The following is a 25,035-nucleotide window of genomic DNA, read 5'->3' on the forward strand; positions in this document are numbered from 1 at the left end:
TACGGCCGCCGAGTGGTCAACAGCTCGAACATCGGACGGGTGTGCAGGCGCGACCCGTTGGTCGAGATCGTGACCATCATCCCCAGATCCCACGCCGTCGTGTAGACGTGCGGGAACAACTTGTCGATGGTCGGCTCGCCGCCGGTCAGTTGCAGCCACAGCACCCCGGCGTCGCGCATGATGTGCAGCACCCGCTCGCGGTCGCGCCACTTGAGCCCCTCGAACCGCTTCAATCCGAGGTAGCAGTGCTCACAGTCGTAATTGCACCCGAGATTCAGCTCGTACGACGCTCGACCGAAGCCGCGACTCGACGGCCGACGAACGATCACCACCTCGGCCAGAGACCGCCCCACGATGTCCATGCCCCACCGCTGACGAGCAGCATCGGCCAACCATTGCGGGCACGACGCAACCGGATCGGCCGACGCGGTCAGCAACTCGCCGAACCGGCGTGACCCGATCCTGACCGCCTGCCGACTGTCCGGCCGTAAGACCAGGTACTCACCCAGAAACGGACTCGCGATCAACTCGTGCATCCCAGCTCCCCATCTACGGTTTCAGGTGATCAAGCAGCGAAACTGAGGGAGCGCGACCCCTCGGTCTCTTTGCGCGCGACCAAGGTCCTTACCGCCGCGCTGCGGTAGTCGGCGCGGTCCAAGTACGGGCGCACGAGCGCAAGCGACCCCGGCAACTCAGGATCGAAAATCACAAGCGTGGGCGCGTCGTCATGCGGACAACCCCGCGCCCTGGCCGTGACCACCGGCGCAGACGCCGCGCGCGCCGTCGCCACGGTCACCGCAGCGCCATGCGGGTTCGCGTGCTGCCCCCGCGACGGGAACAAGTAGTAGAAAACCGTCAGGCCCAGGACGAAACAACAGACCACGACGACAGCCGAAAAATACCCGAAAAACGACATAGAAAACCTCTCCGCCCAAAAGAACCAAAGGGAATCGACCAGTCGAGTTATCGACCGGGAAACCACTCTCGCCCGGCATTCCCAGGTGAGCCGTGACTTTGGACCCGACGCGACGGCGCCCCGGGTTCGCCGGGGTTCGGCACATCGAACAGTTCTATGACGACTTCGACCAAGCCGCGACAGCGAGCGCTCCATACCACGTTCTCAAGCGCGAAGAGGTTCGGATTGCCCCCGTCAGCCGCTGAGCGAACCGCCGTGACGTCGCCCTCGGCCCGCACGTGGACGACATCAATGAAAGGCTCTTCCCACGCGAACGTGAAGACAAGGGAATCTTCGCTTTCCAGGCAGCGAAATCCGCGCGCTACCAAGGCGTTCAGAGCGTCATCACTGCTGTGCATGACGCCCCCTGCTGTACCAACCAGTCGTCTCCGCGCTACCAGACGCGACGGATGCATCCGACCCATGCTGTTCCGAACACAGCAGTTCATCGACGATGACAGCGAACGAGGCCGCGCTCGATGGTTGCCCGGTAGGCTCGAAAGGATTCGCCCAGTCACGCGACAACGGCAACCGGGCACTGAGCGCATAATCGTCACCCCACGCGCTGACGACCTCCAGTTGTCCCGACTGGCACCGCACGAAGAGCAGACCCGAGTCGAGGCCCTCAGTATCGAGCGACGGACTGACGACAAACCCGGCGGCGCGCAGGCGCGCAACCACATGGTGATCGCTCATCGGTCCTCCTTCTTTCGCTTATCGCGCCGCGCAAACCTCACCCAGTCGTCTACAGGTCTTGCCAACGCGCCGAGGAACCAAAGAGCCGCGGCGACGACGAAGACGACCTGCTGCGTCAAAGACACCGACCAACCTCCCGCCAACCTCCGGCGCCACAGCGCGGCGCGCCCGATGCGGGACCGGCCGACACCTGAGGTAGGTGTGGACTCGCGAAGCCCGCAGGCTCACTGTCTCCAATCCGCCTTCTCAGTGCAAGCAATCCGAGCAATTCTTGCGCACTCTTACGCCGTTCGGAGTACTGTTTTCACTCTCAGTGGCCTCCCCTTCGCCAGCTTTGACGTGCAGCGGCGTAGCTTGTGCGAGAGTTGCGCAGATTGCTCGGAGCCGCACCAAGGAGGGCACATGAAGTTGACGTTCCTCGGCACGACCAGCAACAGCGGTTCGTGCCCCAACCTCTACGCAACAGATCGAGGCACGTACGTCGTGCAGGGCGCCAAGATCACCGATGCCGAGGCGCTGGAGGCTCTTCGGGAGCGTGGCCTGCCCGACCACGAGACCGCCGTCGAGATTCCTGTCGAGCTGCTGCGCTTCGCTCCCAAGGGCGCGTGATGCCGGATCTGGTCCGCGGAGAGGATTTTGCCAGTCTGTTCCGTCGCTTCACCCGTTCGGCTTGGCGCTGGGAAGCCCAAGGGACATACCGGCAACCCGACGAGGTAGCGCCCTGGCAACGCTGGCGGGAGGGCGTCCCTGTTGCGAATGATCTTGATTGGCTGGGGCCGTGGCTCGATGATGTGCGCGCCGCTACCCGCGCAGGCAAGCGGTTCGAGAGAGTGCGACTGGTCACTGACCCGTTGACGGAGTACCTGCGGTGGCAGATGGAGGTCACGCCGGCAAACATCGAGGCAGGCGAGGTCATTCGCCTGCTTCCAGCGGCCGACGCGCGAGCGCTAGGTCTGCCGGTTCACGACTTCTGGCTGTTTGACGACGAGAGGGTCGCTGTCCTGCACTTCGGTGATACCGGCCTGACAGGAGCCGAGATCATCACGGACCCGGCTACGGTGGCGCAACATCAGTCTTGGCGTGACGTAGCGTGGCGACACGCGGTCGCGTTCGAGGACTACGCATCGCTATAGCCATCAAGAGGAGCCCGTGAGCAGCACGCCCGACAAGCGCCGTCTTGAGTTCGCCGACGAGCTTCGACGTCTCCGTGTCGAGGCTGGCTTGTCGGGCAAACAACTCGCGGGCAAGGTCAACTGGCACCCGTCCAAGGTGTCGAAGATCGAGAACGGCAGGCAGGACCCGACCGACTCCGACGTCTCGACATGGCTTGATGCCGTCGAGGCGTCGGAGTCGGTTGTAGGCCGTATGCGGGATGATCTACGCGGAATCCGGATCGCTTCCAACTCATGGAAGCGGCAGCTTCGCACCGGCCACAGCAGCCGACAGCAGTACAGCAGCGAAATCGAAAGCAAAGCGAACGTAATCCGCGTATTCGAGTTGATAGTAGTTCCGGGTTTGGTTCAGATCGCCGAATACGCTCGGCACGTGTTCATCAAAGCTGCCGAGTTTCAAGAGACGCCACGTGACACGGATGACGCCCTACGCATCCGGCTTGAGCGTCAACGGGCGCTATACGACAGCGCGAAGCGCATCGAGCTGTTAATTTGCGAGTCGGCGTTGCGGTATTTCGTCTGCCCACCAGAGGTGATGGTTGCGCAGATCGACCGTCTTCTCGCACTGCTCGGCCTGTCAACAGTTCGATTCGGCGTCATCCCGCTGGACACGCAGATGCCAGCCGTGCCGACCAATGGCTTCTGGATCGTCGGCAACACGGTCCTCATCGAAACAGTGGACACAGAGATCAACACCGACTCTCCCACTGACTTGGCGACTTATCACAAGCTCGCGGACATGTTGTGGTCCGTGGCGGTCGAGGGTGACGACGCGCGCCGTATCCTGACGAACTGCTCGACCGCCATCGCACGAGCACATAATCTGACCAGAATTAACGAATAGAGCAGGACCACGAACATGAAACAAGCACAGTGGAGGAAGTCAAGTCACAGTGTGGGGAACCCCGAACAATGCGTCGAGGTCGCGCAGCTTAACGGCGCGGTAGCCGTCCGCGACAGCAAGAACCCCAACGGTCCCGTCGTGGTCATTTCCCATGGGCCGTTCATCGGCCTCCTAAGCAAGCTCAAAGACGTAGAACGGGCCAGCTAGTCATAGGCCGGTAGCGCAAGAGGCACTCACTTCGGGTGGGTGCCCCTTGCGCACGTCCAGCCTCTCTACGGGTGAAACCGGGAAGACCTTGCCCGTACCTCACTGCTTGCGGCGTGTCCGTGCCCGCGCGCTAAGCAGGGCCATGCGCGAGAAGTGCGCCGACCGGGCGCTCTCGGCCCGTCGAGCCCGCTCGTCAGGAGGCAGCGCGCCGTCCGGGTCGACCTGTGAGGCGAACCGGTCGCGGGAAGCCTTGCGCGCCGCTGCGGTTCGTGCCGACCAGTTCTCGGTCTTCGCCCATGAGGTGTGAGCCGCGATGCGAGCGCGAAGCGAGCGCTGTTCTGGTGTCATTCGTTCAGTCATGAGACCAGCACAGCGCATCGCCGTCACCAATCAGACCCTGTCGCCGAGTCGCATAGAGCGGTGCGACGCATGGGCGCGTTCCGTGGCTGCGCTCGCGCCATACCGGCGAAGCATCTCCGGGGACTTCCACCCCATGATCCGCATAAGGTCGGTTTCGTTCCCTCCCTCGGCCTGCCAGTAGTGCGCGAGCGCGTGTCGGAACATGTGCGGGTGGATGTGCCCGACCTTCGCCTGCTCGGCACGACGCAGCAGCATCATCTTGACGCCGTCGTGCGTGAGTGCGCCTTTCCCGGTCGACCCCAACCACAACGCAGGCAACGCGGCTTGCTTGTGACGTCCCCGCAAACGGAGATAGCGGTGCAACGCTTGCGCGGTTTTCGCGCCGACCGGGATCGCCCTCGGGCGCCGCCCTTTGCCGGTGACGAGGATCGAATCGGTTTCGAGGTCGAGGTCGTCCAACAGCAGGTTGCTGACCTCGGCTCGTCGGCTACCGGTGTCCCACAGGACCCGCAATATCGCGGTGTCGCGTCGGTCTGCGAAGTCCTTGCCCTTGCACGTTTCGAGCAACGCGCGCATCTGATCGATTGTCACGATCGGGATCGACTGCTCGGGCACGATCGGCGCCCTGGTCTTGTCCATCGGCGAACGGTCGATCTCGTCCTCGTTGACCAGCCACTTGAAGAACGTGCGCAGGCTCCGGTAGTTGTTGTGCGCGTTCCCCGCACTCGTTCGGCCGAGCAGATGAACCATGTAGTCGCGAATGTCCGACGGACGAATCGTGGTCGGCGCGATAGGCGTTTCCTGGGCATTCGCCCAGTCGCCGAGCAGACGAACCACGTGCAGGTAGATCCGCACCGTGTTGGCCGACTTGTTGTCGGCTTCAAGTGATCGACGCCACTCGCTGGCGAGGCTTCCCCATTCGCCCGAGGCGTACTTGTACGGGGTCTTCATGGCTTCCATCCTGGTTCCGGTTTGTCACCAGGCGAGAGGACTGGGAGCGCTGTGCTCGCTCAATCCGGCACTACGGAGCGCCTCATCAGCCAGTTTCCGCAGGTCAGAAGCGGTCGGAGCCGGTGAGGGGACTTGAACCCCTAACCTTTCGCTTACAAGATCTCAGATGCACCGTTCCGAGCGTTGCCACTGATTCATCTGTGCTGGTCAGGGACAAGCTTGCATCAGAAGAAGCGGCCCGCACTGGGCTGAACTGAGCCCCCATAGGAGCCCCCCGTTTCAGCACCGGAAGGCGCGTCCCCTTGCTCCGACCCCGCGGTTCATGAGGGCGTTCTCTGGCCTCCGGGGCGTGGTTGGGGGACTCTGGGGTTATGCCTGGGAAGATGCGGACGTGTCCTGAGTGCCTGGGAAGCGGGCTGGCCCCGAACAGGACGGACTTCTGTGGGAGGTGTGGAGGCATTGGCGAGGTCATCGTCAGCGGCGTCACCCGAGGGGGCCTGTCCGCATGGCTGCGGCCCAGACGGGATGCTGCGCTGGCAGCAACCCAGCACGGACGACACCGGCCGCCTGGTGCTCACCGAGATGGAACACCCGTGCCCCGGTGGCTGCGCCCCCCAGTGGCGCTACCCAGCTGCTGAACGGGACCTGGTGGTCGACGTCCCCGACCACCAGGCCGCCACGGATGCGGCGCCACCGCCGACCCGTGCCCGTGGGCACGCCGACGCGGCCCAGGAACTCCCTGACGCACTCGCCGCCCTGATCCAAGCAGCCGTGCGCCGAGCAGAAGGCCGCGCCGACTAGTGCGCCACCGTCATTTCACGTCAGAGATCGCGTACTCGTAGAAAACCCAGTTACCGGCAAGCGCAGTCGACTCGCCGTATTCAACGACCGCTCCCTCAGCGTCAAGAAAATGGTTCCTGCTAAGGAGAACCGGCGAACCAGCTTCGATGCCCAGTTCGCCCGCGTCTTCGGAGCTAGCACCGCCGCCAGCGTGCTGTACATGGGTCGCGCTGATGGCTCGTCCGGTGACTTCTTCGACATACCGGCTAGTGCCTTGAGGAATGCGGGAGCACTCAAGTAGCAACGGCGCTATCTCCGCAAGTTCACCCGCATACCACGAAACAGACGTCGACAAAGGAACGTCATCAGCGTTGTACGTCGTGCGCCGTCGCTGGATGACCTGATCTCCCTCTGTGACGCCCAACGCTCCGGCCACAGTCACGGGCGCAGGAACAAGGCCGGCAGAACGGATTTTGGCGTAGTGACCAGGTGGGTAAATCTTGCCGGTTCGCTGGATAGCAAGAACACGATCTTGCGCAGAAAGGTGTAGCGAGCCTCCCGCGACAACAGTGCCAATTCCAGGGACCGACCGAACTAGCCCCTCAGAGTTCAGCAGCCCCAGTGCCTTAGCAGCTGTGGCCATCGCGACATTCCACTCGCGGGTGATCCGGCGGGCGGACGGCACCGCGTCGTCCGGCTTTAGCTCGCCGCTCTTGATCCGACCTCGAATGTCGGCTGCGATCTGCACGTAGGGCGGTTCGGGCCGCTCTATGGACGGCATGTGGCTCATCTCCCAGGTAGAGCACTCCGGGCGTACTAGGACACCTACAGGTTAGCTCCCGGTGCTACAGGGACAAACCTGCAACAGGTGCTCTAGTACGCCTACTTGACAGCGTTCTAGTACACCTCTAACGTCTGTGGTGTTGCAGGCGTCGCAGGAGAGACAGACGACGCAGTGACAGCAAGAAGCCCCGACCGGTGCTGGAACACCGGCCGGGGCGTCGCATCCGGCTTTGGGAGGACAGATGCAGGTTGAGGGTACGGCCCGGTATCTGCGGGTCAAGGAGGTTGCGGTGCGGTTCGCCGTGTCGCCGTCGACGGTGTATCGGGCTGTGGAGGCGGGGGAGTTGCCGTCTGTGCGGATCGGTGGGTCGGTGCGGATTCCGGAGCAGGCGTTGGCGGCGTTCGAGGCTGCCGCGTTCGGGTCGGCGCTGCCGGGGGTGGCGTGATGCGGGAGTTGTTGGCGGCTGCGGAGGCGATGTCGCGGGTGTTGGTGGAGAACCCGACCGCGCCGAAGGTGTGCAACGTGCGGCTGTTCTCGGAGTACCAGATGCGTCCGGCGGCGCAGTTGCAGGTGACCGGTGGGTGGTCGTCGGGGGCGCTGGTGTCGGTGGCGTTGTGGGCGAAGGCGTTCGGCAGGCCGGTGGTGTTCACCTCGCACGAGACCTACGTCCAGGTCTGCACGACGACCAGCGTGGTGACCGCTTCCGGTGACGTGGTGTGGGTGGAGGTCTGGGACCACCTGGACTCGGAGGACCGGGAGGTTCTGGCCCGGCACGCGGGTGTCTCGGTGGTCCCGGGGCAGCCCGGGGCGGTCGTGGAACTCACGGCCGCGCGGGTGCTTGACGCCGTTGCCGCCGCTGCGGAGTTCGCGGCGGCGCGGGATGAGGCGGTGGCGCGATGACGCCGCGGATCGTGCGGTTGCCGTGGAACGGGCAGTTCTGGCACGGGCGGATGGAGGACGGGTTGCCGACCTTCGGGTTCCGTGACGCGCCCGCTGGTCTGGTGACTCGTCGGCAGTTGCGGGCGGCGGGGTTGTGCCCGGGTGGGCGTGGCTATGTCGCCCAGCTCAAGTGGCGGGGTGGTCGGCGGTGGGCGGCGCTGTACCTGCTGGAGGCGGCGGTGCCGTCGCCGGGGTCGACCACGCCGCAGCTGGTGGCGCTGTGGAAGGCCAACCGCGCGTTGCGCACCTGTCGTGACTGCGGGCGGGTGTTCGACTTCCGGCTGCCGACCTCGAACGGGCGCCGCTGCTGGGACTGCGACCAGGACCCCGACGAGTTTCCAGCCCCTGTCTCTGCCGGTGTGTCCCGAATGGAGCGTGTCGCATGAGCGCGTTGGTCCTGATCCCCTCGCATGTCGTCGTTCCGGTGGGCGGGGGCCTGTCGGTGCGGACGATTCGCGTGGTGGTGACCATCAACGATGTCGCCTACCAGGTCGACCGGCCGCTGCTCATGGTCGGCCGGAACGTCGCGTTGTCGCCGGACGTGTCCGTCCAGGGCGCGGTGGTCGGGTTCCACATGGACCGGTGGTGCGTGATCGCCTTCGGCGACACCGCAGGCGCGGGTGTGCAGTTGCCCCGCTACCTGGGCGACCAGGTTGTGGCCGCGCGGATGGCGCGGGACTTCGAGGGCGACCCCCGGATCGGGTGGGACTCGCCCGAGGTGGAGATCGAGGCGTGGTGCGTGCGCTGGATCGAGACCCACCGGGGCGGGGAGGTGACAGCGCCGTGACGCGGGTGATTCGGGTGGCGTTGCTGCCGCTGGTGCTGGCGTGGTCGCTGGCGCGGTTGCTGCTGGGCCCGGCGCTGATCGTGGTCCTGGGGTGGTGGCTGATCCCGGCGGGGTCGGTGTGGTTCGTGCTGCTGGCCTCGCTGGTGGGGCTGTACCTGGTGGTCGCGTTCACGGCGTGGAAGGCCGGGGTGCGCGGGGAGCTGCGGTCGCTGACCCGGGGCGTGGTGCGCGTCGCGGCCGCCGGTCGTGGGCGGCGCCCGAGGAGGGGGAAGCGATGAGCGGGAACGGGAAGCTGACCGGGCGCAAGGTGGCGCTGTTCGCGGTGATGGCCGGTGCGCTGGCGTTGACGGTCAACGGTGAGGTCCAAGCGGTCGCGCCGATGCTGGGGACCGGGTTCGGGGCGGTGCTGGCGGCGGTGTTCGCGCTCTCGACGCTGCTGGCGCTGAACTACGTGATCGAGGGCACCGGGTCGGTGCGGCTGTGGGCGTGGCTGGTGCTGGTGCTGGCCGGTGGCATGGAGTTGGGCCTGAACACCTGGCACGCCCTCAGCGCCGTGCTGACGACCCCTGAGGGCGCGGTCGTGCTCGACTCGCGGGGTCGGGCCGTTCCGGCGCTGCCGCCGCTGGCGGCGGTCGCGGTCGGGGCGGGGCCGGTGCTGCTGGCGGGTCTGCTCTCGCACCTGGTCGCGCTGACCATGGCCGACCGCCCCGCCCCGGTGCCGCCTGCCGCGCCCACCCCCGCCCCCGCGCCCGCTCTGCCGGTGCCGGGTACCGGATTGGCGGCGCGGGAGGAATCGGGGGCGGGTGACCCGGTGCCGGTGCGGGCGTCGGCGACCCGGGTCGGCGTGAGCGCCGGTACGGGTACCGGTGCCCGGGGTCGCAAGCCCAGGGCGGTGGAGGCCGGTACGCGTACCGCGCCGAAGACGCCGCGACCAGATGACGAGTTGCTGGCGGTGCTGACCTACCCCGAACTCGTCGCCCGCGACGCCGACGGCACCGTGCCGGTACGCCGCGCCGCCCGGGAACTGGGATGCGGGGTGGACCGGGCGCGCAAGCTGCTGCGCGAATCCGGCCTCCTGGCCGACCGGGCCGAGGGCAGCGCCACCGAGGACGCGCGGTCGGAGTTGGTCGACGCGGCGGTCTGACCGTCCAGGGTGCGGCACCCGCCCCACCGTCCGTGGTGGGTGCCGTCGCCCGGTCGGCCGGAAACCGGCGACCACATCTTCCCTCTTCGTCACCCTTTGGAAAGGACACCCCTGATGGCCGAGATCACCGCGTTCGGTGAGCCGGAGTTCTTCTCCACCAGCCAGATCCGCGACTACTGCGGCAACGCCCGCAAGGTCCTGCGTCCGATGCACCACGAGCTGATGGTCAGCGCCGAAGAGCTGCACGCGGCGTTGAAGTACGTGCGCTCGGCCGACCCGAAAGCAGCGGGCCTGGACTCCCGGGTCCGGGCGCGCCTGGTGGCCCGGCACATGCACACCGCCGCCGACGCCCTGCTGGTGGCGCAGTCGGCGATGGTCAAGACCTACCTGTCGTTCCGCCGCCACTACGTGGTCGAGCTGAACGAGGCCGGGTTCAAGGACAAGGCCCGCCGCGAGTTCCGCTTCGACGACTAACCGCGTCACCCGTACCGGGGCGCTGGGCGTGCCCGGTGACCGCGAGGCAGTACACCGCAAGGAAAGGAGAACGATGATGGGCAGGCGCAACGGGGGCCGCGCGGTCACCGAGCACGAGCAGGACAAGGCGTTCGGCTACTACGTGCCCCGCAAGTACTGGGCGTCCCGACTCGCCCCGTACGCCGGGGAGTGGGCCGGGGTCGGGGCGATGTGGGCGGCCGGTGCGGGCACGCACCTGCTGTGCGCGGACTCCACGGTCCTGCCGTGGGTCACCCCCGGCATGACCCTGCTGGGCACCGGGTTGGCGGCGGTGGCGTGGAAGGCCGGTGCCGCACGCGGCATGGTGACCCGGCTGCACGCCACCGCCACCACCGCGCTCGGTGGGCTGTGGATGACCGCGTGCTCGATCGTGGCCCCGTGGCAGCAGCCGATGACCGGGCTGTGCCTCTACGGCGGCGCGGCGGTCGCGCTGTCGTGGAACATCCGACGGATGCTCAACTCCGGTGGCGACAACGACGGCAGCGGCGGGCTGTTCGACAAGATCAAGCTGGCCGGTGTCCACACCGGTCCGTCCCAGGTCGCCCCGAACAAGGTCACCGTGCCGCTGGCGCTGACCGCCGGTGAGACCTCTGTGGAGGACGTGCAGAAGAACGCCGACAAGGTGGCCCAGGTCCTGCGGCTGCCCAAGGGGTCGGTGCGGATCGTGGGCGACCCCGACGACATGTCCCGGGCGACCATGAACCTGGTCCCCACCGACGTCCTGCGCCACACCCAGCCCTGGCCGGGGCCGTCGCACCCGGGCGGGTCCATCACGGACCCGATCGTGCCCGGGATCTACGAGGACACCGAGCCGCAGCGCATGTTCTTCCCCGGCGACAAGGCCACCGGCCGCCAGGCCATGACCCTGATCGTCCAAGGCATGAAGGGGTCCGGGAAGACCGGCGGGGCGAAGAACTGCTGGACGGAGATCCTCACCCGGACCGACGTGAACCTCATCGTCCTCGACCCGTCCAAAGGGGAGCAGTCGGTGGCGTTCCTGGGCGAGAAGACCCATGTGGTCACCGGGCACCAGAAGTGCGCCGACCTCACCGGCCGTGTCCCCGACGTCATCACCGACCGCTCCACCGCCCTGGGCCGGTGGGGCTACGACGAGTGGACCCCGGAGGCGTTCACCCGCCACGGGATGCCCTACCTGATCCTGTGGATCGAGGAGGCGACCCGGGTCCTGGAGGACGCCGCGCTCATGACCCGCATCACCCAGGAGTGCCGCTCGGCGGGCATCTCGGTGGTGCTCTCCTTGCAGAAGGCCAGCTACCGGCAGATGAGCACCGACGTCCGCTCCCAGGTGGACGGTGTGTGGTGCTTCGGGGTCAAGGACCTCGAAGACGCCGCGTTCACCCTGTCCGAACAGGTCATCGACGCCGGAGCCCGCCCCGACCGGTGGCAGAACCGCCGCGTCGGCTGCAACTACCTCGAAGTCCCCGGGGTCGACGAGGACCGCTACCCGATCCCGGGCCGCACCTTCACCGGCACCGACGAGCAGCGCGCCGCGACCATCGCCGCCCACGACCACATCCGCCCGCCGCTGTGGGCGCCCACCGCGAAACTCCTCGGCCTGCCCACCCACCCCGGCACCACGACCACGACGACCACCGCGACGACCGCGAACGGAGCCACCTCAATGTCCAGCGGCCGCGCCGACGACCACGCCGACCTCGACCGCCTGCCCCTGCCCGCCAACGACGACCCGGACACCCTGCCCGCCGACCCCGAACCCGACCTGCCCGCCGACCCCGACGCCGAACTCCCCGACGACCCCGACATGGCCCTGCCCGGCGGGCGCCCGACCCGCAAGCAGGCCCTGGCCATGGTCCGCGACGCCATCGGCGAACTCGCCGCCCAGGGCGTCACCACCTTCACCATCCGGGACCTTCCCGACCCAGCCCTGGTCAGCCGGGGCCGCCCGTGGCTGTCCGGAGTCCTCTCCGGATTCGTCCGCGACGGCCTGCTCGCCGAGGCCGGCACCGACGGCAAAGCCACCCGCTACGCCCTCGCCATGAGCGACGCAGCGTAACCACGCGCGGGCGTTCCTGACGACACGTCACGTCAGCCGTCAGGAACGCCCGCACTCCCACCCCAACGCGTGCGCGCGCACGTGCGCGCGCGAAACCCGATTCATAACAGTGTTCCGACAACGGCTGGACGCCCTCCGGCTCGACCCCGCACGCCCATCTGACGCTACACACAGTAACCAAAAGGAGGACCCTGGAATGCGAACCCGCCATCGACACCTCACCGCCGACTGGTTCGGCGAAGGCCACGACCTCGACCCCGACCGCCTCAACGTCGCCTTCCACGAGATCGGCCACCTCACCGTCTGGGAGACCCTGCCCGGAGCCCGTGTGCTCGCCGTGAAGGTCACCGGCAAGGGCAACGGCACCGAGGGCCTGGTCCACATGCGGTGGCCCAAGAACGCCCCCGAGATCGACCGCGGCTACCTGGTCGGCCGCCTGGCCGGAAGCGAAGCCGACCGGCTGCGCTGCGACCAGACCGGCGACCGCCCCGACACCGCAGGCTGGGGCCACGACATGGCCGACTTCCGCCGCGTCCGCCGCCAACACGAGCCCTCCCGGCAGTGGACCGAAGCCGAACTCCGCGCCGAAGCCCGCCGCCTCCTGCTCGCCCAACTCCCCCGCGCCCAGCGCCGAGCGCTCCAGCTCGCCCGCTACGGCCACCTCCACACCTGACCCCCACCCCGCCCGCAACAACCGACAAGGAACCTGCCATGACCGTGGAAACCCGCTGGGAACAAGCCATCCGCGACGCCATCACCAGCCTGGAACACACACGCGGCGACTGGGTCGCCCTGGTCGACCTGCGCCCCATCCTCAACCACTGGGGAACCAGCCGCGCTGCCCAGGACCGCCACCTCAAACGCCTCTCCCTCGAAGGCAAGGTCCACCTCGTCCCCGAGTCCAACCGCAAAGCCCTGCGCGAGGAAGACCACGACGCCTCCCTCCGACTCGGTGGCGACGACAACCACCTCATCGCCTGGAACTACCACCGCCACCCCTGACCACCCACCAGTTCGTTTTCACCCATCCCCATCCATAGGAGACAGATCAGTGAGTACGCCAAGCACACCGAACAACAAGATCATCGCTGCCGCTGCCACCCGGCGCGGGGTTCGCGCACACAACATGGACGCCGCTGCGGTGTTCCGTGCTGGCACCGGGGTGGTGGGCGCGGCGCTGGTGGACGGGATCGGCAACGACGAGCAGGGCGCGGCCACGATGGGTCTGCTCGCCGAAACCGCCGCGCGGATCGCCACGACCAAGGGCACCCTGGCCGGGCTGCTCGCCGCCGCAGCGCTGATCGAGGACCCCGGAGTCGAGCCCTACGCGCCCAACGGAGTGATCGTGGTCGCCGCCGCCGAACCCGGCAGCCCGACCGCGCTGGCGTGGGTCGGCGACTCCCACGCCTACGGCTGGAACGGCCACGTCCTGCGACGCCGCACCGACCCCCACACCATGGGCGCCTACCTGCGGCAGAACGGCGACCACGAAGTCCTGGCCGGACTGCACGACAACTGGGTGCGGCTGAGCCTGACCGTGGCCGCACCCACCAACGTCGCCCGCGCCGACGCCCCCGAAGACGAACTCGTCCTGCTGGTCTCCGACGGCCTGGACGACCTCACCACCGACGAACTCACCGCGTTGATCCGGGAGCACGAGCACGACCCGCAGGCCCTGGCCGAGGCCATCGTCGCCACCGCCCGACTCGACGACAACGGCTACCGCGACGACGCCACCGCCATCGTCCTCACCAGCCGCGCCACCCGCGAGAACGGCTGATGTGAGCACCCCGGTGGCCGCGCGGGGCACCTCCCGCGCGGCCACCGGGCCGACTCGCCCCACCCCGAAACCGAGACCAGGAAGGCAGACCCATGACGACGACCGCCGACATGCTCGCCGTGGCACTGGACGCCGTGGCGCGAGGTTGGAAGGTGTTCCCGCTGCGGCCGAATTCGAAGAAGCCGCCCGCTCTGCACGGTGAGCGCGATTGCCCCCGCACCGGGATCTGCGCCACCGACCACCAGGGATGGGAGCAGCGAGCCATGGGCGACCCCGACCGGGTGCGCTGGTTCTGGACAAGCCGCCGCTTCTGCGGCTGCAACGTCGGCATCGCCACCGGCCCCAGTGGGCTGGTGGTGGTCGACCTCGACATGCCCAAGTCACCCGCCGACCGCCCCAAGGACGGCTTGAACCGGGGGGAGGGTATCCGGGACGGAGCGGATGTGTTCACCGCCGTCTGCGCCGACCTGGGCCACCAAGTTCCCTGGGAGACCACGACTGTGCGCACCCCGACCGGCGGCACCCACCTTTACTACGCCGCTCCCCAGGGCGTGGAGCTGCGCAACACCGAAGGCTCCTCCGGCCACGGACTCGGCTGGAAGGTCGACACCCGCGCCTGGGGCGGCTACGTCGTCGCCCCCGGCTCGATCACCCCCGCCGGGACCTACCGGCTGATCGAGGACCGCGCCCCGCTGCCCCTGCCCTCCTGGCTGACCGCCCGACTCACCCCGCCCCCACCACCCGCGCCGCGCACCGCCGCCCCCGCGACCGGTTCCGACCGGCGCCCGGCCTACGTCGCCGCAGCCATCCAAGGCGAATGCGACCGGGTGGCCGCCGCCCGACCGTCCCAGCACACCCGGACCCTGTTCTCCGCCTCCGGCAACCTCGGCCAACTCGTCGGAGGCGGACTCCTCCCCCCGGTTGAAGCCGAAACCGCGTTGTACGCGGCCGCAGCCCACATGATCACCGGCCCCTGCGCCTGCACCGACCACGAAATCCGCCGCACCATCACCAACGGCCTACGCGCCGGAGCCGCGCACCCCAGGACCCCGGCCAAGCGAGGCGCGGCATGACCGCCCTGAACGTCCTATCGCTGTTCTCCGGCATCGGTGGCCTCGAACTGGGGCTCGAACGCGCCGGGATGCGGGTGGTGGGCCAAGTCGAGATCGAGGCGACGGGCTCCTGGCGGCCACATCCCAACCACGTCGAATGGCTGATGGGGTTCCCCCAGGACTGGACGCTGCCCGCGTCACCGCCCTCGGCAACGCCGTCGTCCCCGCCGTCGCCGAACACCTCGGCCGATACCTGCTCACCCTCGAACACCAGCAGCACGCGGCCTGAACAGGACACCACCATGACCACCGCACCACGCCTGCACGCCGTCCCCGACACCCCCGCCCAGCCCGCGACCACCGGGCAGGACTGGGAACAGCCGCTGCCCCTGGGCTCCAGCCGCGCGGTGCCGCCGTTCCCGGTCGACGCCCTGCCCGGCTGGATGGCCGCCCATGTCACCGCGGTCGCCGAACTCACCCAGACCCCGCCCGACCTGGCCGGGTGCCTGGCCCTGGTCGCCCTGTCGACCGCCGCCGGGGGTCGGGTCCGCGTGCAGGTCCGCCCCGGCTGGGAGGAACCGGTCAACCTCTACTCCGTGGTCGTGCTCCCGCCCGCGTCCCGCAAATCGGCGGTGTTCAAGGCCATGACCCGACCCATCCGCGCGGTGGAGAAGGAACTCAAAGACCAGGCCAAAGTCGAGATCGAAGCCGCCCGCATCGGGCGCCGCGCCGCCGAGGAGTTCGCCGCCCGCGCCGAGAAAGCCGTCCTGAGCGCCGAGGCCGCCGACCGGGATGCCGCACTCGAAGCCGCGGTCAACGCCGCCATGCAGGTCGACAAGACGGCCCTACCGATCGTCCCGAGGCTCATCGCCGACGACGCCACCCCCGAGGTCGTCGCCACCCTGCTCGCCGACCACGGCGGACGCATCGCCGTCCTGTCCGCAGAAGGCGGCCTGTTCGGCACCATGGGCGGGCGCTACTCCGGCTCCCCGAACCTGGACGTGTTCCTCAAAGGCCACGCAGGCGACCTGCACTTGGTCGACCGCCAAGGCCGCGAGGCCACCGCCGTCGAAGAACCCGCCATCACCCTCGGCCTAACCATCCAGCCCACAGTCCTGGACGGCCTGGCCCGCAACGAGACCTTCCGAGGCACCGGCCTACTCGCCCGGATCATGTACTCCCTGCCCGTCAACACCGTCGGCAACCGCAAAAGCCGCCCCACCGCCCCCGACCCCGCCATCTCCGACGCCTACGACACCCGCATCCGCGCCCTCGTCCGCGAACTCGCCGACTGGACCGACCCCGCCGTCCTCGCGTTCACCCCCGCCGCCGACGACCTCATGGCCGACCTGCAAGACGAGATCGAACCCCGCCTGCACCCCGTCACCGGCACCTGGGCGCACCTCGGCGACTGGGGCGGCAAACAAGCCGGACTCACCGCCCGCATCGCCGCCCTGCTGCACCTGGCCAACAACCCCACCAGCTGGGCCGGAGCCATCACCACCACCACCTTCACCAACGCCCGCCGCATCACCGACTACGCCGCCATCCACGCACTCGCCGCGTTCGACCGCATGGGCTCCGACCCCGTCATCGACGACGCCCACACCCTCCTGGACTGGATCGCCCGGACCCGCCCCACCAAGTTCACCGTCCGGGAGCTGTTCACCGCCCTGAACCGCAACCGGTTCCGCACCGTCGCGGACCTGACTCAACCCCTCGAACTGCTCGAACAGCACTGTCACATCCAGAAAGCCCCGCCCCCAGCCCGCGCCGGACGCGGGCGCCCACCCAGCCCCACCTACTACGTCCACCCCACCTACCGCGCCCAGGAGCAGCGATGACCCTCCGCAAAATCCGCAGAATCCGCAGAAATCCCCGCCTACCCCTGTTTCCGCAGCTCACACCCCATCCCACCCCCGGGCCGCCGGACTCCGCAGAAACTCCGCAGAAACTCCGCACAAACCCACCCAGCACCCCCGCCCCCGCACCCCGCTCCCACCCGCCCAGGAGCCGCCGAGCCCCACCCCCAGGTTTCTGCGGACTTTCTGCGGACTTTTTGCGGAGTCCGACCATGATCACCACACAAGGCACTGACCAGCGCGAACGACCCCGAACACCGTTTTTTGCGGATTCTGCGGATTTTGCGGAGCCCCCCGCCCCCGACAGGAGGACCGACCCATGACCAACACCCCAGAGCCCACCACCCCCGCGACCCTGCTCACCGTCGAAGCCGCCGCAGCACAGCTGAGCATCGGCCGCACCACCATGTACGCCCTCATCCGCGACGGCAAGATCCAGACCGTGCGCGTCGGCCACCTCCGACGTGTGCCCGCCACTGCCCTTGACGCCTACATCGCCCGACTCGCCGCAGACCAACAAAAGACATAACCCCCGGTTGCAGCCCCAAAAAACCCCACGCAATACCGCCAAGGGCACAGCCATGCCCAAACAACCTAGAAGGAAAACATGTCCCGCAAAAAGCGCCCCGAAGGAACGCGTCGACCCAACGGCACATCTACCGTCTACTACAGCGAATACGACGGTAAGTGGCACGGCCGCGTCACCATGGGGGTCAAAGACGACGGCCGCCCGGATCGGCGACATGTTAAACGAGCGACCGAAGCAGAGGCCATCAAGGCCGTTCAGGAGTTGGAGGCAAAGCGTTCTACGGGGGACGTGACGCGTCCTGGCACGCCGTGGAAGGTCGAGAAGTGGCTTACGCACTGGCTCGACACGATTGCCACACCGTCGATCACGCCGAATGCGGCGTCGGCTTACCGGTACGCCGTGAACAAGTGGCTCATTCCCGGCATTGGCGGTCACAGGTTGGACCGCCTCCAGCCGGAACACCTGGAAGCCCTTTACGCGAAGATGCTGGCAGCCGGAAAGGCTCCCGGGTACGCGCACCAGGTTCACCGCACGATCAAGACGGCGCTCAATGTGGCACATGCGCGCGGTCGTATCACCCGCAACCCTGCGGAGCTGGCAAAAGCCCCGAAGTTGGCCGAGGATGAGATCGTCCCGTTCACCGTCGATGAGGCAAGGAAGATTCTCAGGGCGGCGCGGGACGGCCGAAACGGTGTTCGTTACTCGCTGGCGCTGACGCTCGGGTTGCGCAAAGGCGAGACGCTGGGATTGAAGTGGTCGCGTATCGACCTCGACAACGGCGTCTTGCGCACTCCGAAGCAGATTCAGCGGCACCGCTGGCAACACGGATGCGATGACCCGCACGAGTGCGGCGCACGGCTGCACAAGACGAAGCCGTGCAAGCCTGACTGCACTGTGCACCGCCGGAAGCCTTGTCCCCCAGTATGTGCGCCGAACTGCGCGAAGCACGCCTCTGCCTGCCCGCAGCGGCACAGCGGCGGCCTGCGGGAGGTCGACGTCAAGTCCCGGGCCGGACGTCGCGGCGTGGGCATTCCCAAGCCGCTGTTGCGCGACCTGGTCGAGCACAAGGCCCGCCAGGATGCGGAGCGTCGACGCGCGGGCAGCGTGTGGCAGGAGGGCGGCTGGGTTTTCACGCAGCCGACCGGGCGGCCGGTCGATCCGCGAGCAGACCACGACGAGTGGAAGGCGCTGCTTGACCATGCGGGGGTTCGTGAGGCGCGCTTGCACGACGCCAGGCACACGGCCGCGACGATGCTGCTCGTGCTGGGAGTCCCGCCCCGGGCGGTCATGGAGATCATGGGGTGGTCGCAACTGTCCATGACCGCGCGCTACCAGCACGTCTCAGCAGAGCTGGTAGCGAGCATCGCAAACCAGATGGAAGGGCTCTTTTGGAAGGACTAATGAGCCCCTGACTGAAACCCTGGCTCTCTCTGCGGCTGACCTGCGTATTCGTTTGCGCAGGTCAGCCATGGAGCCGGTGAGGGGACTTGAACCCCTAACCTTTCGCTTACAAGGCGAGTGCTCTGCCAATTGAGCTACACCGGCGCTGCGCCCGGGGGCGCTGGGGTAATCCTAAGGCTCGGCGGGACGCGGTTGCGGGGTGGGCCTTGATCCGCGACGGTCGGTAGGGGACGTGGCCGTGTGTGGTGGAGGTGGTGGACTTGTGGTTGGCCCGGCGCGGGCGTGGGGGGTGGCGGTCATCGGGGCCGGTCGGGTCTGGGGAGATGGCGCCTGGGCAGCCGGAGGCGGTGCAGGGGCCCGCGCTCCCGGAAGAGCGGACTGTGCACTTCGTGCTCGATCTGGCGTTGCGGATCGGGGAGGTGCAGATGTCGTCCGGGGCGGGGGCGGCGGATGTGACGGCGACGATCATCGCGGTGGCGGGGGCGTATGGGTTGCCGCATTGCGAGGTCGACGTCATCTTCACGTCGATCACGGTGGCCTGTAGTCGGGGGACTGATGAGCCGCCGATCACGTCGGTGCGGGTGGTGCGGTCGCGGAGTCTGGACTACACGCGGCTGGCCGCGGTGGAGGGGCTGGTTCGGCGGATCACCTACGGGCGGGTGGGGGTGACCGCCGCGCAGACGGAGTTGGAGCGGATCACGTCGGCGGCGCACCCGTATCCGCGGTGGGTGGCGACGGCCGCGTGGGCGGGGATGGCGGCGGCGATCACGGTCTTGATCGGCGGGGCGCCGATGATGGCGGTGGCGGCCGCGGGCATCACGGCGGTCATCGACCGGGTTGGGCGGTTGTTGAACAAGCGGGCCTTGCCGTTCTTCTACCAACAGGTAGTGGGTGGGGCGTTGGCTACCGGTGGGGCGTTAGCGCTGCTTGCCAGTGGCCTCTTGCCCGCTCGACCGACTGTCTTGGTCGCGGCGGCGTTGACGGTTCTGCTTTCCGGGTTGTCGGTGGTGTCGACGGTGCAGGACGCGATCACCGGGTACAACGTGACCGCCGCGGGCCGGACCATGGAGGTTTCGCTGATGACCGCGGGCCTCATCGCGGGGGTCGTGCTCGCGCTGCACATCTCCGTTTCCCTCGGGATGGACTACACGCCGCTGGCCGACCCGCTGCCGCCCAGCGCGCTGCGTCTCCCGGTCCAGACGTGCGCGGGAGCCGCAGCCGCCGGTCTTTTCGCGCTGGGCAGCTACGCCACTCCCCGGGCGCTGTTGGTGGCGTCGGTGGCCGGTGGCGTCGGGGCGGCGGCGTACGGGGCGCTGGTGCTGGCCGGGCAGGGGGCGATCGCGGCGTCGGCGGGGGCGGCGGTGGTGATCGGGTTCGCCGGTGGCGTGATCTCCCGGCGGCTGCGGATGCCGCCGCTGGTGGTGGCGGTGTCGGGGATGGTCCCGCTGCTGCCGGGGCTCACCACTTACCGCGCGTTGTATGAGTTGGCTGTGCAGCGCAGCGCCAACGGGGTGCCGACCCTGATGCTGGCCGCCGCCATCGCGTTGGCGCTCGCCGCCGGGGTGGTGCTGGGCGAGTACCTGGCGCAGCCGGTGCGCAGCGGGCTGGGGCGGCTGGAGCGGCGGCTGTCCGGTCCGCGCATGTCGGGTCCGCTGCAACCCACCGAACGTAGACTTGAGTGAACCCCTTGCGGGAGTGACAGTTCCCACGCACACGTGCACCGGTCGCAGGACGCGGTCACGGCGGCGAATGACTAGCCTCGAACGGGGTACCCGACCTCGGTTCGACAGGAGGCACACCAGGCGTGAGCAGCGAAAACGCCCCCGGTAACCACGGTGCGGAGTTCATCGTCGTCGCCAACCGGCTACCGGTCGACCTCGAACGCCTGCCCGACGGGACCCAGCGCTGGAAGCACAGCCCTGGCGGTCTGGTCAGCGCGTTGGCGCCGTTCCTGCGCAGCCACAGCGGCGCGTGGGTCGGCTGGCCCGGTGTGCCCGACGTCGACCTCGACGAGTTCACCGAGGACGGCCTGCGGCTGCACCCGGTGTCGCTCACCCAGGACGAGGTGCGCGACTACTACGAGGGTTTCTCCAACGGCACCCTCTGGCCGCTCTACCACGACGTCGTCGCCCCGCCGGTGTTCGACCGGGGCTGGTGGGACAGCTACGTCAAGGTGAACCACCGCTTCGCCGACGCGTGCGCGAAGGTGGCCGCCCCCGGCGCGACGGTCTGGATTCAGGACTACCAGCTCCAGTTGGCCCCGGCGATCCTGCGTGAGCAGCGGCCCGACCTGCGGATCGGCTTCTTCCTGCACATCCCGTTCCCGCCGACCGAGCTGTTCATGCAGCTTCCCTGGCGCGCGGAGATCGTGCGCGGCCTGCTCGGCGCCGACCTGGTCGGCTTCCACCGGCCCGGCGGCGCGCAGAACTTTTTGTGGCTGGCGCGCAGGCTGCTCGGCCTGGAGCCGACCCGGGGCGCGGTCGGGGTGCGGACCCGGCCCGGTGTCATCCAGCTCGGCGACCGGGCGGTGCGGGTCGGCGCGTTCCCCATCTCGATCGACTCGGCCGGGTTGGACGCGTTGGCGCGCAAACGCGAGACGGTCGCGCGTACCCAGCAGCTCCGGGAAGACCTGGGCAACCCGAAGAAAATCATCTTGGGCGTCGACCGGCTGGACTACACCAAGGGCATCGACGTGCGGCTCTACGCGCTGCAAGAGCTGCTCGCCGAGGGCAGGGTGGACCCGGAAGAGGTCACCATGGTGCAGCTCGCCACCCCCAGCCGGGAGCGCGTCGAGCACTACCAGCGGATGCGCGGCGAGATCGAGCAGGTCGTGAGCCGCATCAACGGCGAGTTCGGCCGGGTCGGGCGGCCGGTCGTGCACTACCTGCACCAGTCGGTCAACCGGGCGGAGCTCGCGGCGTTCTTCTCGGCGGCCGACGTCATGCTGGTGACCGCGGTCCGCGACGGCATGAACCTGGTCTGCAAGGAGTACGTCGCCTGCCGCCACGACCTCGGCGGCACCCTCGTGCTGTCGGAGTTCGCGGGGGCCGCCGCCGAGCTGACAAGCGCTTTCCTGGTGAACCCGCATGACCTTGACGGAGTCAAGAACGCCATGCATGCGGCCCTCACGATCGATCCAGCAGAAGGCCGCCGTAGGATGCGCGCGCTGCGGCGACAAGTGCTGACCCACGACGTCGACCGGTGGGCTCGCTCATTCCTTGACGCACTGGACCCTGAGCACGCTCACTAGAGCAGTCAGCCCTGCCCCACCCACGCCAGAGTCCCAAGGAGAAGGCGTTGACCGCCGAGGCCCTCCCCGCAGACTTGCGCCGTGCAATCGTGCAGATCGCGCGAACACCGCGGTTGCTGGTCGCCTGCGACTACGACGGGACGCTCGCCCCGATCGTCGAAGACCCAGAAAACGCCCGCCCGCACACCGAGTCGGTGGGCGCTCTGCGCTCGCTGGCGGGTTTGCACGAGACGACGACGGCGGTGATCTCGGGTCGGGCTCTGCGCGACCTGGCCACGCTGTCGCGGCTGCCGTCGGAGGTGCACCTTGTCGGCAGCCACGGTTCGGAGTTCGACGTCGGCTTCGTGCACGCTCTCGACGCGCAGGCCCGCGAGCTGCACCGCCGCATCGAGGCCGAGCTGGAGAAGCTGATCGAGGGCGCCCCCGGGGTGCACCTTGAGGTCAAGCCCGCGAGCATCGCGGTGCACGTGCGCCGGGCCGAGGCCGAGGTCGCAGAAGCCGTGCTGGTCCGGGTGCGCTCCGGGCCGTGCACGTGGGAAGGCGTGCAGGTCACCGAGGGCAAGGCCGTCGTGGAGCTTGCCGTCGTGCAGACTGACAAGGGCCACGCGCTCGACGTCCTGCGCCACCAGGTCGGCGCCACCGCGGCGATCTTCGTCGGCGACGACGTGACCGACGAGAAGGCGTTCGCCCGGCTGTCCGGCCCCGACCTTGGGGTCAAGGTGGGCGACGGCGAGACGCTGGCCGGGTACTACATCCCCGACCCGGTGTCGGTCGCGTTGATGCTGGCGTTCTTGCTCGAAGAGCGCCGCAACTGGCTCTATGGCGACCAGGCCCCGCCTATCGAGCGCCTGTCAATGCTGGCTAACGAGCGCTCGGTAGCGCTGGTCACCCCGGATGCCCGGCTGACCTGGCTGTGCCACCCGGAGCCGGACTCGGCGGCGGTGTTCGCCGACCTGCTCGGCGGCCCCACCGCGGGCCACTTCTCGATCTCGCCGGAGCGCGGTGGCCTGCCGCTGGGCCAGCGGTACCTGCCGGGCACCATGACCGTGGAGACCCGCTGGGCGGGCCTGCTGGTCACCGACTTCCTCGACCACGGCGCCGCCGCGCACCGCACCGACCTGACCCGGATCGTGTCCGGCACCTCGGCCGCGGTCGTGGAGTTCGCGCCGCGCCCGGAGTTCGGGCAGGTGCAGGTGCGGCTGGAGGCCACCGAGGACGGCCTGCGGGTGCTGGGCACCTCCGACCCGATCGCGCTGCGCGCCCCGGGCGTGCGGTGGGAGATCACCTCCGACGGCATGTTCGACTCCGCCCGCGCCGTGGTCCAGCCGACCGCGACCGAGCCGGTGGTGTTCGAGTTGCGCTGCGGCACCAACGACCTCGACGCGGCCGAGGTGCCCGAGGCCGACCGCAAGGCGCGGGCCGGGTCGTACTGGTCGGAGTGGCTGGACACGCTGGTGCTGCCGCCGGTGGAGAAGGACCTGGTGGCCCGTTCCGCGCTGGTGCTGCGCGGGCTGTGCCACAGCGAGACCGGCGCGATCATGGCCGCGGCCACCACGTCGCTGCCGGAGGAGATCGGCGGCATCCGCAACTGGGACTACCGGTACTGCTGGCTGCGCGACGCGTCGATGACGGCGAAGGCGCTGGTGTCGCTGGGGTCGACGGCCGAGGCCGAGGCGTTCCTGCGCTGGGTGCACGGGGTGCTGGCGACTGTCCCCGGACCGGAGCGGCTGCACCCGCTGTACACGATCGCGGGCACCACTCTCGGCCCGGAGGCGGTCATCGACACCCTCCCCGGTTACGCGGGCTCCCGCCCGGTGCGGGTCGGCAACCTCGCCAACCAACAGGTCCAACTCGACGTGTTCGGCCCGGTGGTCGACCTCGTCGCGGCCCTGTCGGAGGCCAAGGGCGGCCTGACCGACGACGACTGGCGGATGGTGTGCGCCATGTCCGAGGCGGTCACCCGGCGCTGGCACGAGCCCGACCACGGCATCTGGGAGGAGCGGCACCGCCCGCGCCACCACGTGTACTCCAAGGTCATGTGCTGGCTGACGATCGACCGGGCGATCAAGCTCGCGGAAACCTACGGCCGCGAGATCGAGCCCGGCTGGGTCCCGCTGCGCGACGAGATCGCCCAGGACGTGCTGACCAACGGCTGGAACGACGAGATCAAGTCGTTCACCACGGCCTACGACGGCACCGACCTGGACGCGGCGACCCTGCTGATCGGCATGGTCGGCCTGATCGACCCGACCGACGAGCGGTTCCAGAGCACGGTCACCGCGACCGAGGCGGAACTCCGCAGCGGCTCCACGGTCTACCGCTACCACCGCGACGACGGCCTCCCCGGCGACGAGGGCGGCTTCCACCTCTGCGCGGCCTGGATGATCGAGGCTTACCTGCTCACCGGCAGGCGCACCGAGGCGGAAGACCTGTTCGCCCAAATCGTCGACGCGGCGGGCCCCACCGGCCTGCTGCCCGAGGAGTACGACCCGATCGCGGAACGCTCGCTGGGCAACCACCCGCAGGCGTACTCGCACCTGGGCCTGATTCGCTGCGCCCAACTGCTGTCCGCATAACCGGACAACCACATAACTGGATAGCCACGCTGAGCGTGCCGACCGCCCCGCGGTCGGCACGCTCTTGTCCGTAAGAGGGCTACCGCGAACGGTAACGCCCGCAACACTTTCCGCAACCAGGTCACGCGGCCCGCTCGCACGCGACATGATCCGCCCATGCCCACTCGCGCCGCCCTGCTCTGCCTCGCCGCCCTGACGCTCACCGCGTGCTCGGACCAGTCACCCGTCCCGCCGCCGGTCGCGGAATCCAATCCGCAGGCGAACACTTCGCCAACGGCGAGCAAAGACCGGATGCACGGCGCGCCCCAGGTCTCCGAACCGCTCGACCCCAAGGCGTGTGACGACGCCAAGGAGCTGGCGGCCCTCGCGATCGACACGGTCAAGAGCGGGCGCTGAGGGGCTGAATGCCCGGTTCCGC

Annotated in this window: 29 protein-coding genes and 1 tRNA gene; 24 read left to right on the plus strand and 6 right to left on the minus strand. The window is 68.6% G+C overall.

From position 1 onward, the window contains the following. From BLS56_RS29040 to BLS56_RS31050, 3 genes are all read right to left on the minus strand, one after another. A partial coding sequence (locus tag BLS56_RS29040; RefSeq protein WP_139191058.1) for a radical SAM protein occupies nt 1–536 on the minus strand: 536 nt, incomplete at its 3' end. A 29-nt stretch (nt 537–565) separates the two neighbouring features. Further along, nucleotides 566–916 (minus strand): hypothetical protein, encoded by a 351-nt coding sequence (locus BLS56_RS29045; RefSeq protein ID WP_091457436.1) that lies wholly within the window; start codon nt 914–916, stop codon nt 566–568. A gap of 384 nt (nt 917–1,300) precedes the next feature. Then, entirely contained in the window at nt 1,301–1,651 is a 351-nt protein-coding gene (locus tag BLS56_RS31050) for a hypothetical protein (protein ID WP_139191059.1), read from the minus strand. 402 nt (nt 1,652–2,053) lie between these two features. On the opposite strand from BLS56_RS31050, the gene BLS56_RS29050 reads away from it, so the two are divergent. From BLS56_RS29050 to BLS56_RS29065, 4 genes are read left to right on the plus strand one after another with little or no spacing between them, the layout of a single operon-like run. After that, entirely contained in the window at nt 2,054–2,260 is a 207-nt protein-coding gene (locus BLS56_RS29050; protein WP_091457438.1) for a hypothetical protein, read from the plus strand. After that, nucleotides 2,260–2,784 (plus strand): DUF6879 family protein, encoded by a 525-nt coding sequence (locus BLS56_RS29055; protein ID WP_091457565.1) that lies wholly within the window; start codon nt 2,260–2,262, stop codon nt 2,782–2,784. The genes BLS56_RS29050 and BLS56_RS29055 overlap by 1 nt, the downstream gene beginning before the upstream one ends. A 16-nt stretch (nt 2,785–2,800) precedes the next feature. Then, entirely contained in the window at nt 2,801–3,667 is an 867-nt protein-coding gene (locus tag BLS56_RS29060) for a helix-turn-helix domain-containing protein (protein ID WP_091457441.1), read from the plus strand. A gap of 15 nt (nt 3,668–3,682) precedes the next feature. Continuing rightward, nucleotides 3,683–3,874, plus strand: coding sequence for a DUF397 domain-containing protein (locus BLS56_RS29065; protein ID WP_091457444.1), 192 nt, complete (start codon nt 3,683–3,685; stop codon nt 3,872–3,874). A gap of 390 nt (nt 3,875–4,264) precedes the next feature. On the opposite strand, the gene BLS56_RS29075 is transcribed toward BLS56_RS29065, so the two are convergent. Beyond that, nucleotides 4,265–5,185 (minus strand): tyrosine-type recombinase/integrase, encoded by a 921-nt coding sequence (locus BLS56_RS29075; RefSeq protein WP_175483101.1) that lies wholly within the window; start codon nt 5,183–5,185, stop codon nt 4,265–4,267. 525 nt (nt 5,186–5,710) lie between these two features. Between BLS56_RS29075 and BLS56_RS29080 the strand changes: the two genes are divergently transcribed. Further along, entirely contained in the window at nt 5,711–5,986 is a 276-nt protein-coding gene (locus BLS56_RS29080; RefSeq protein ID WP_091457450.1) for a hypothetical protein, read from the plus strand. A gap of 10 nt (nt 5,987–5,996) precedes the next feature. Here BLS56_RS29080 and BLS56_RS29085 read toward each other — a convergent pair whose 3' ends face one another. Next, nucleotides 5,997–6,746, minus strand: a complete 750-nt coding sequence (locus tag BLS56_RS29085) for a GntR family transcriptional regulator (RefSeq protein WP_091457568.1) — start codon at nt 6,744–6,746, stop codon at nt 5,997–5,999. 244 nt (nt 6,747–6,990) lie between these two features. On the opposite strand from BLS56_RS29085, the gene BLS56_RS29090 reads away from it, so the two are divergent. The 15 genes from BLS56_RS29090 (at nt 6,991) to BLS56_RS29160 (ending at nt 18,791) form a co-directional block, all read left to right on the plus strand. Then, a complete protein-coding gene (locus BLS56_RS29090) occupies nt 6,991–7,194 on the plus strand; it encodes a helix-turn-helix domain-containing protein (RefSeq protein ID WP_091457453.1) in 204 nt (67 codons plus the stop codon). After that, nucleotides 7,194–7,649 carry a hypothetical protein gene (locus BLS56_RS29095; protein ID WP_091457455.1) on the plus strand — a complete coding sequence of 152 codons (456 nt, stop codon included), beginning with the start codon at nt 7,194–7,196 and terminating at the stop codon, nt 7,647–7,649. The genes BLS56_RS29090 and BLS56_RS29095 overlap by 1 nt, the downstream gene beginning before the upstream one ends. Then, a complete protein-coding gene (locus BLS56_RS29100; protein WP_175483102.1) occupies nt 7,646–8,074 on the plus strand; it encodes an RRQRL motif-containing zinc-binding protein in 429 nt (142 codons plus the stop codon). The genes BLS56_RS29095 and BLS56_RS29100 overlap by 4 nt, the downstream gene beginning before the upstream one ends. Next, nucleotides 8,071–8,475: a hypothetical protein gene (locus BLS56_RS29105; RefSeq protein ID WP_091457458.1), complete on the plus strand. Its 405-nt coding sequence runs from the start codon at nt 8,071–8,073 to the stop codon at nt 8,473–8,475. Before BLS56_RS29100 ends, BLS56_RS29105 begins: the two co-directional genes overlap by 4 nt. Beyond that, nucleotides 8,472–8,753: a hypothetical protein gene (locus BLS56_RS29110; RefSeq protein WP_091457462.1), complete on the plus strand. Its 282-nt coding sequence runs from the start codon at nt 8,472–8,474 to the stop codon at nt 8,751–8,753. Before BLS56_RS29105 ends, BLS56_RS29110 begins: the two co-directional genes overlap by 4 nt. After that, nucleotides 8,750–9,619, plus strand: coding sequence for a hypothetical protein (locus tag BLS56_RS29115; protein ID WP_091457463.1), 870 nt, complete (start codon nt 8,750–8,752; stop codon nt 9,617–9,619). Before BLS56_RS29110 ends, BLS56_RS29115 begins: the two co-directional genes overlap by 4 nt. A gap of 114 nt (nt 9,620–9,733) precedes the next feature. Then, entirely contained in the window at nt 9,734–10,093 is a 360-nt protein-coding gene (locus BLS56_RS29120) for a hypothetical protein (RefSeq protein ID WP_091457466.1), read from the plus strand. 76 nt (nt 10,094–10,169) lie between these two features. Beyond that, nucleotides 10,170–12,167 (plus strand): plasmid transfer protein TraB, encoded by a 1,998-nt coding sequence (gene traB, locus BLS56_RS29125; RefSeq protein ID WP_091457468.1) that lies wholly within the window; start codon nt 10,170–10,172, stop codon nt 12,165–12,167. Between the two features lie 196 nt (nt 12,168–12,363). Next, nucleotides 12,364–12,840 carry a hypothetical protein gene (locus BLS56_RS29130; RefSeq protein ID WP_091457471.1) on the plus strand — a complete coding sequence of 159 codons (477 nt, stop codon included), beginning with the start codon at nt 12,364–12,366 and terminating at the stop codon, nt 12,838–12,840. 38 nt (nt 12,841–12,878) lie between these two features. Then, entirely contained in the window at nt 12,879–13,169 is a 291-nt protein-coding gene (locus BLS56_RS29135) for a hypothetical protein (RefSeq protein ID WP_091457473.1), read from the plus strand. Between the two features lie 49 nt (nt 13,170–13,218). Continuing rightward, a complete protein-coding gene (locus BLS56_RS29140; RefSeq protein WP_228772028.1) occupies nt 13,219–13,947 on the plus strand; it encodes a PP2C family protein-serine/threonine phosphatase in 729 nt (242 codons plus the stop codon). A 92-nt stretch (nt 13,948–14,039) separates the two neighbouring features. Beyond that, entirely contained in the window at nt 14,040–15,020 is a 981-nt protein-coding gene (locus BLS56_RS29145) for a bifunctional DNA primase/polymerase (RefSeq protein ID WP_091457478.1), read from the plus strand. After that, nucleotides 15,017–16,843 (plus strand): YfjI family protein, encoded by a 1,827-nt coding sequence (locus BLS56_RS29150; RefSeq protein ID WP_267463960.1) that lies wholly within the window; start codon nt 15,017–15,019, stop codon nt 16,841–16,843. The genes BLS56_RS29145 and BLS56_RS29150 overlap by 4 nt, the downstream gene beginning before the upstream one ends. A 337-nt stretch (nt 16,844–17,180) precedes the next feature. Next, complete coding sequence (locus BLS56_RS29155; protein ID WP_091457480.1) at nt 17,181–17,390, plus strand: helix-turn-helix domain-containing protein; 210 nt, start codon at nt 17,181–17,183, stop codon at nt 17,388–17,390. A 78-nt stretch (nt 17,391–17,468) separates the two neighbouring features. Beyond that, complete coding sequence (locus BLS56_RS29160; protein WP_091457483.1) at nt 17,469–18,791, plus strand: tyrosine-type recombinase/integrase; 1,323 nt, start codon at nt 17,469–17,471, stop codon at nt 18,789–18,791. Nucleotides 18,792–18,859: 68 nt separating this feature from the next. Here BLS56_RS29160 and BLS56_RS29165 read toward each other — a convergent pair. Beyond that, nucleotides 18,860–18,935 (minus strand) — tRNA-Thr (locus tag BLS56_RS29165). A gap of 179 nt (nt 18,936–19,114) precedes the next feature. Here BLS56_RS29165 and BLS56_RS29170 point away from each other — a divergent pair. The 4 genes from BLS56_RS29170 to BLS56_RS29185 all read left to right on the plus strand — a co-directional run bounded on the left by BLS56_RS29170 (nt 19,115) and on the right by BLS56_RS29185 (nt 25,013). Further along, nucleotides 19,115–20,473, plus strand: a complete 1,359-nt coding sequence (locus BLS56_RS29170) for a threonine/serine exporter family protein (protein WP_091457574.1) — start codon at nt 19,115–19,117, stop codon at nt 20,471–20,473. A 122-nt stretch (nt 20,474–20,595) separates the two neighbouring features. Then, on the plus strand, nt 20,596–22,041 hold the full coding sequence (locus BLS56_RS29175; protein WP_091457485.1) for an alpha,alpha-trehalose-phosphate synthase (UDP-forming): 1,446 nt from the start codon (nt 20,596–20,598) through the stop codon (nt 22,039–22,041). Nucleotides 22,042–22,088: 47 nt separating this feature from the next. Beyond that, complete coding sequence (gene otsB, locus BLS56_RS29180; protein WP_091457488.1) at nt 22,089–24,617, plus strand: trehalose-phosphatase; 2,529 nt, start codon at nt 22,089–22,091, stop codon at nt 24,615–24,617. 156 nt (nt 24,618–24,773) lie between these two features. Then, nucleotides 24,774–25,013 carry a hypothetical protein gene (locus tag BLS56_RS29185; protein ID WP_091457491.1) on the plus strand — a complete coding sequence of 80 codons (240 nt, stop codon included), beginning with the start codon at nt 24,774–24,776 and terminating at the stop codon, nt 25,011–25,013. Nucleotides 25,014–25,035 lie beyond the last annotated feature (22 nt).

This window comes from Actinokineospora iranica, from assembly GCF_900101685.1.
Classification (GTDB): domain Bacteria; phylum Actinomycetota; class Actinomycetes; order Mycobacteriales; family Pseudonocardiaceae; genus Actinokineospora; species Actinokineospora iranica.

Excerpts from the sequence above, each read along its gene's own strand:
- BLS56_RS29045 (WP_091457436.1), bottom strand. The coding sequence starts at position 916 with ATGTCGTTTTTCGGGTATTTTTCGGCTGTCGTCGTGGTCTGTTGTTTC.
- BLS56_RS31050 (WP_139191059.1), bottom strand. The coding sequence starts at position 1,651 with ATGAGCGATCACCATGTGGTTGCGCGCCTGCGCGCCGCCGGGTTTGTC.
- BLS56_RS29050 (WP_091457438.1), top strand. The coding sequence starts at position 2,054 with ATGAAGTTGACGTTCCTCGGCACGACCAGCAACAGCGGTTCGTGCCCC.
- BLS56_RS29055 (WP_091457565.1), top strand. The coding sequence starts at position 2,260 with ATGCCGGATCTGGTCCGCGGAGAGGATTTTGCCAGTCTGTTCCGTCGC.
- BLS56_RS29065 (WP_091457444.1), top strand. The coding sequence starts at position 3,683 with ATGAAACAAGCACAGTGGAGGAAGTCAAGTCACAGTGTGGGGAACCCC.
- BLS56_RS29075 (WP_175483101.1), bottom strand. The coding sequence starts at position 5,185 with ATGAAGACCCCGTACAAGTACGCCTCGGGCGAATGGGGAAGCCTCGCC.
- BLS56_RS29080 (WP_091457450.1), top strand. The coding sequence starts at position 5,711 with ATGCTGCGCTGGCAGCAACCCAGCACGGACGACACCGGCCGCCTGGTG.
- BLS56_RS29085 (WP_091457568.1), bottom strand. The coding sequence starts at position 6,746 with ATGCCGTCCATAGAGCGGCCCGAACCGCCCTACGTGCAGATCGCAGCC.
- BLS56_RS29090 (WP_091457453.1), top strand. The coding sequence starts at position 6,991 with ATGCAGGTTGAGGGTACGGCCCGGTATCTGCGGGTCAAGGAGGTTGCG.
- BLS56_RS29095 (WP_091457455.1), top strand. The coding sequence starts at position 7,194 with ATGCGGGAGTTGTTGGCGGCTGCGGAGGCGATGTCGCGGGTGTTGGTG.
- BLS56_RS29100 (WP_175483102.1), top strand. The coding sequence starts at position 7,646 with ATGACGCCGCGGATCGTGCGGTTGCCGTGGAACGGGCAGTTCTGGCAC.
- BLS56_RS29105 (WP_091457458.1), top strand. The coding sequence starts at position 8,071 with ATGAGCGCGTTGGTCCTGATCCCCTCGCATGTCGTCGTTCCGGTGGGC.
- BLS56_RS29115 (WP_091457463.1), top strand. The coding sequence starts at position 8,750 with ATGAGCGGGAACGGGAAGCTGACCGGGCGCAAGGTGGCGCTGTTCGCG.
- BLS56_RS29120 (WP_091457466.1), top strand. The coding sequence starts at position 9,734 with ATGGCCGAGATCACCGCGTTCGGTGAGCCGGAGTTCTTCTCCACCAGC.
- traB (WP_091457468.1), top strand. The coding sequence starts at position 10,170 with ATGGGCAGGCGCAACGGGGGCCGCGCGGTCACCGAGCACGAGCAGGAC.
- BLS56_RS29130 (WP_091457471.1), top strand. The coding sequence starts at position 12,364 with ATGCGAACCCGCCATCGACACCTCACCGCCGACTGGTTCGGCGAAGGC.
- BLS56_RS29135 (WP_091457473.1), top strand. The coding sequence starts at position 12,879 with ATGACCGTGGAAACCCGCTGGGAACAAGCCATCCGCGACGCCATCACC.
- BLS56_RS29145 (WP_091457478.1), top strand. The coding sequence starts at position 14,040 with ATGACGACGACCGCCGACATGCTCGCCGTGGCACTGGACGCCGTGGCG.
- BLS56_RS29150 (WP_267463960.1), top strand. The coding sequence starts at position 15,017 with ATGACCGCCCTGAACGTCCTATCGCTGTTCTCCGGCATCGGTGGCCTC.
- BLS56_RS29155 (WP_091457480.1), top strand. The coding sequence starts at position 17,181 with ATGACCAACACCCCAGAGCCCACCACCCCCGCGACCCTGCTCACCGTC.
- BLS56_RS29160 (WP_091457483.1), top strand. The coding sequence starts at position 17,469 with ATGTCCCGCAAAAAGCGCCCCGAAGGAACGCGTCGACCCAACGGCACA.
- BLS56_RS29170 (WP_091457574.1), top strand. The coding sequence starts at position 19,115 with ATGGCGCCTGGGCAGCCGGAGGCGGTGCAGGGGCCCGCGCTCCCGGAA.
- BLS56_RS29185 (WP_091457491.1), top strand. The coding sequence starts at position 24,774 with ATGCCCACTCGCGCCGCCCTGCTCTGCCTCGCCGCCCTGACGCTCACC.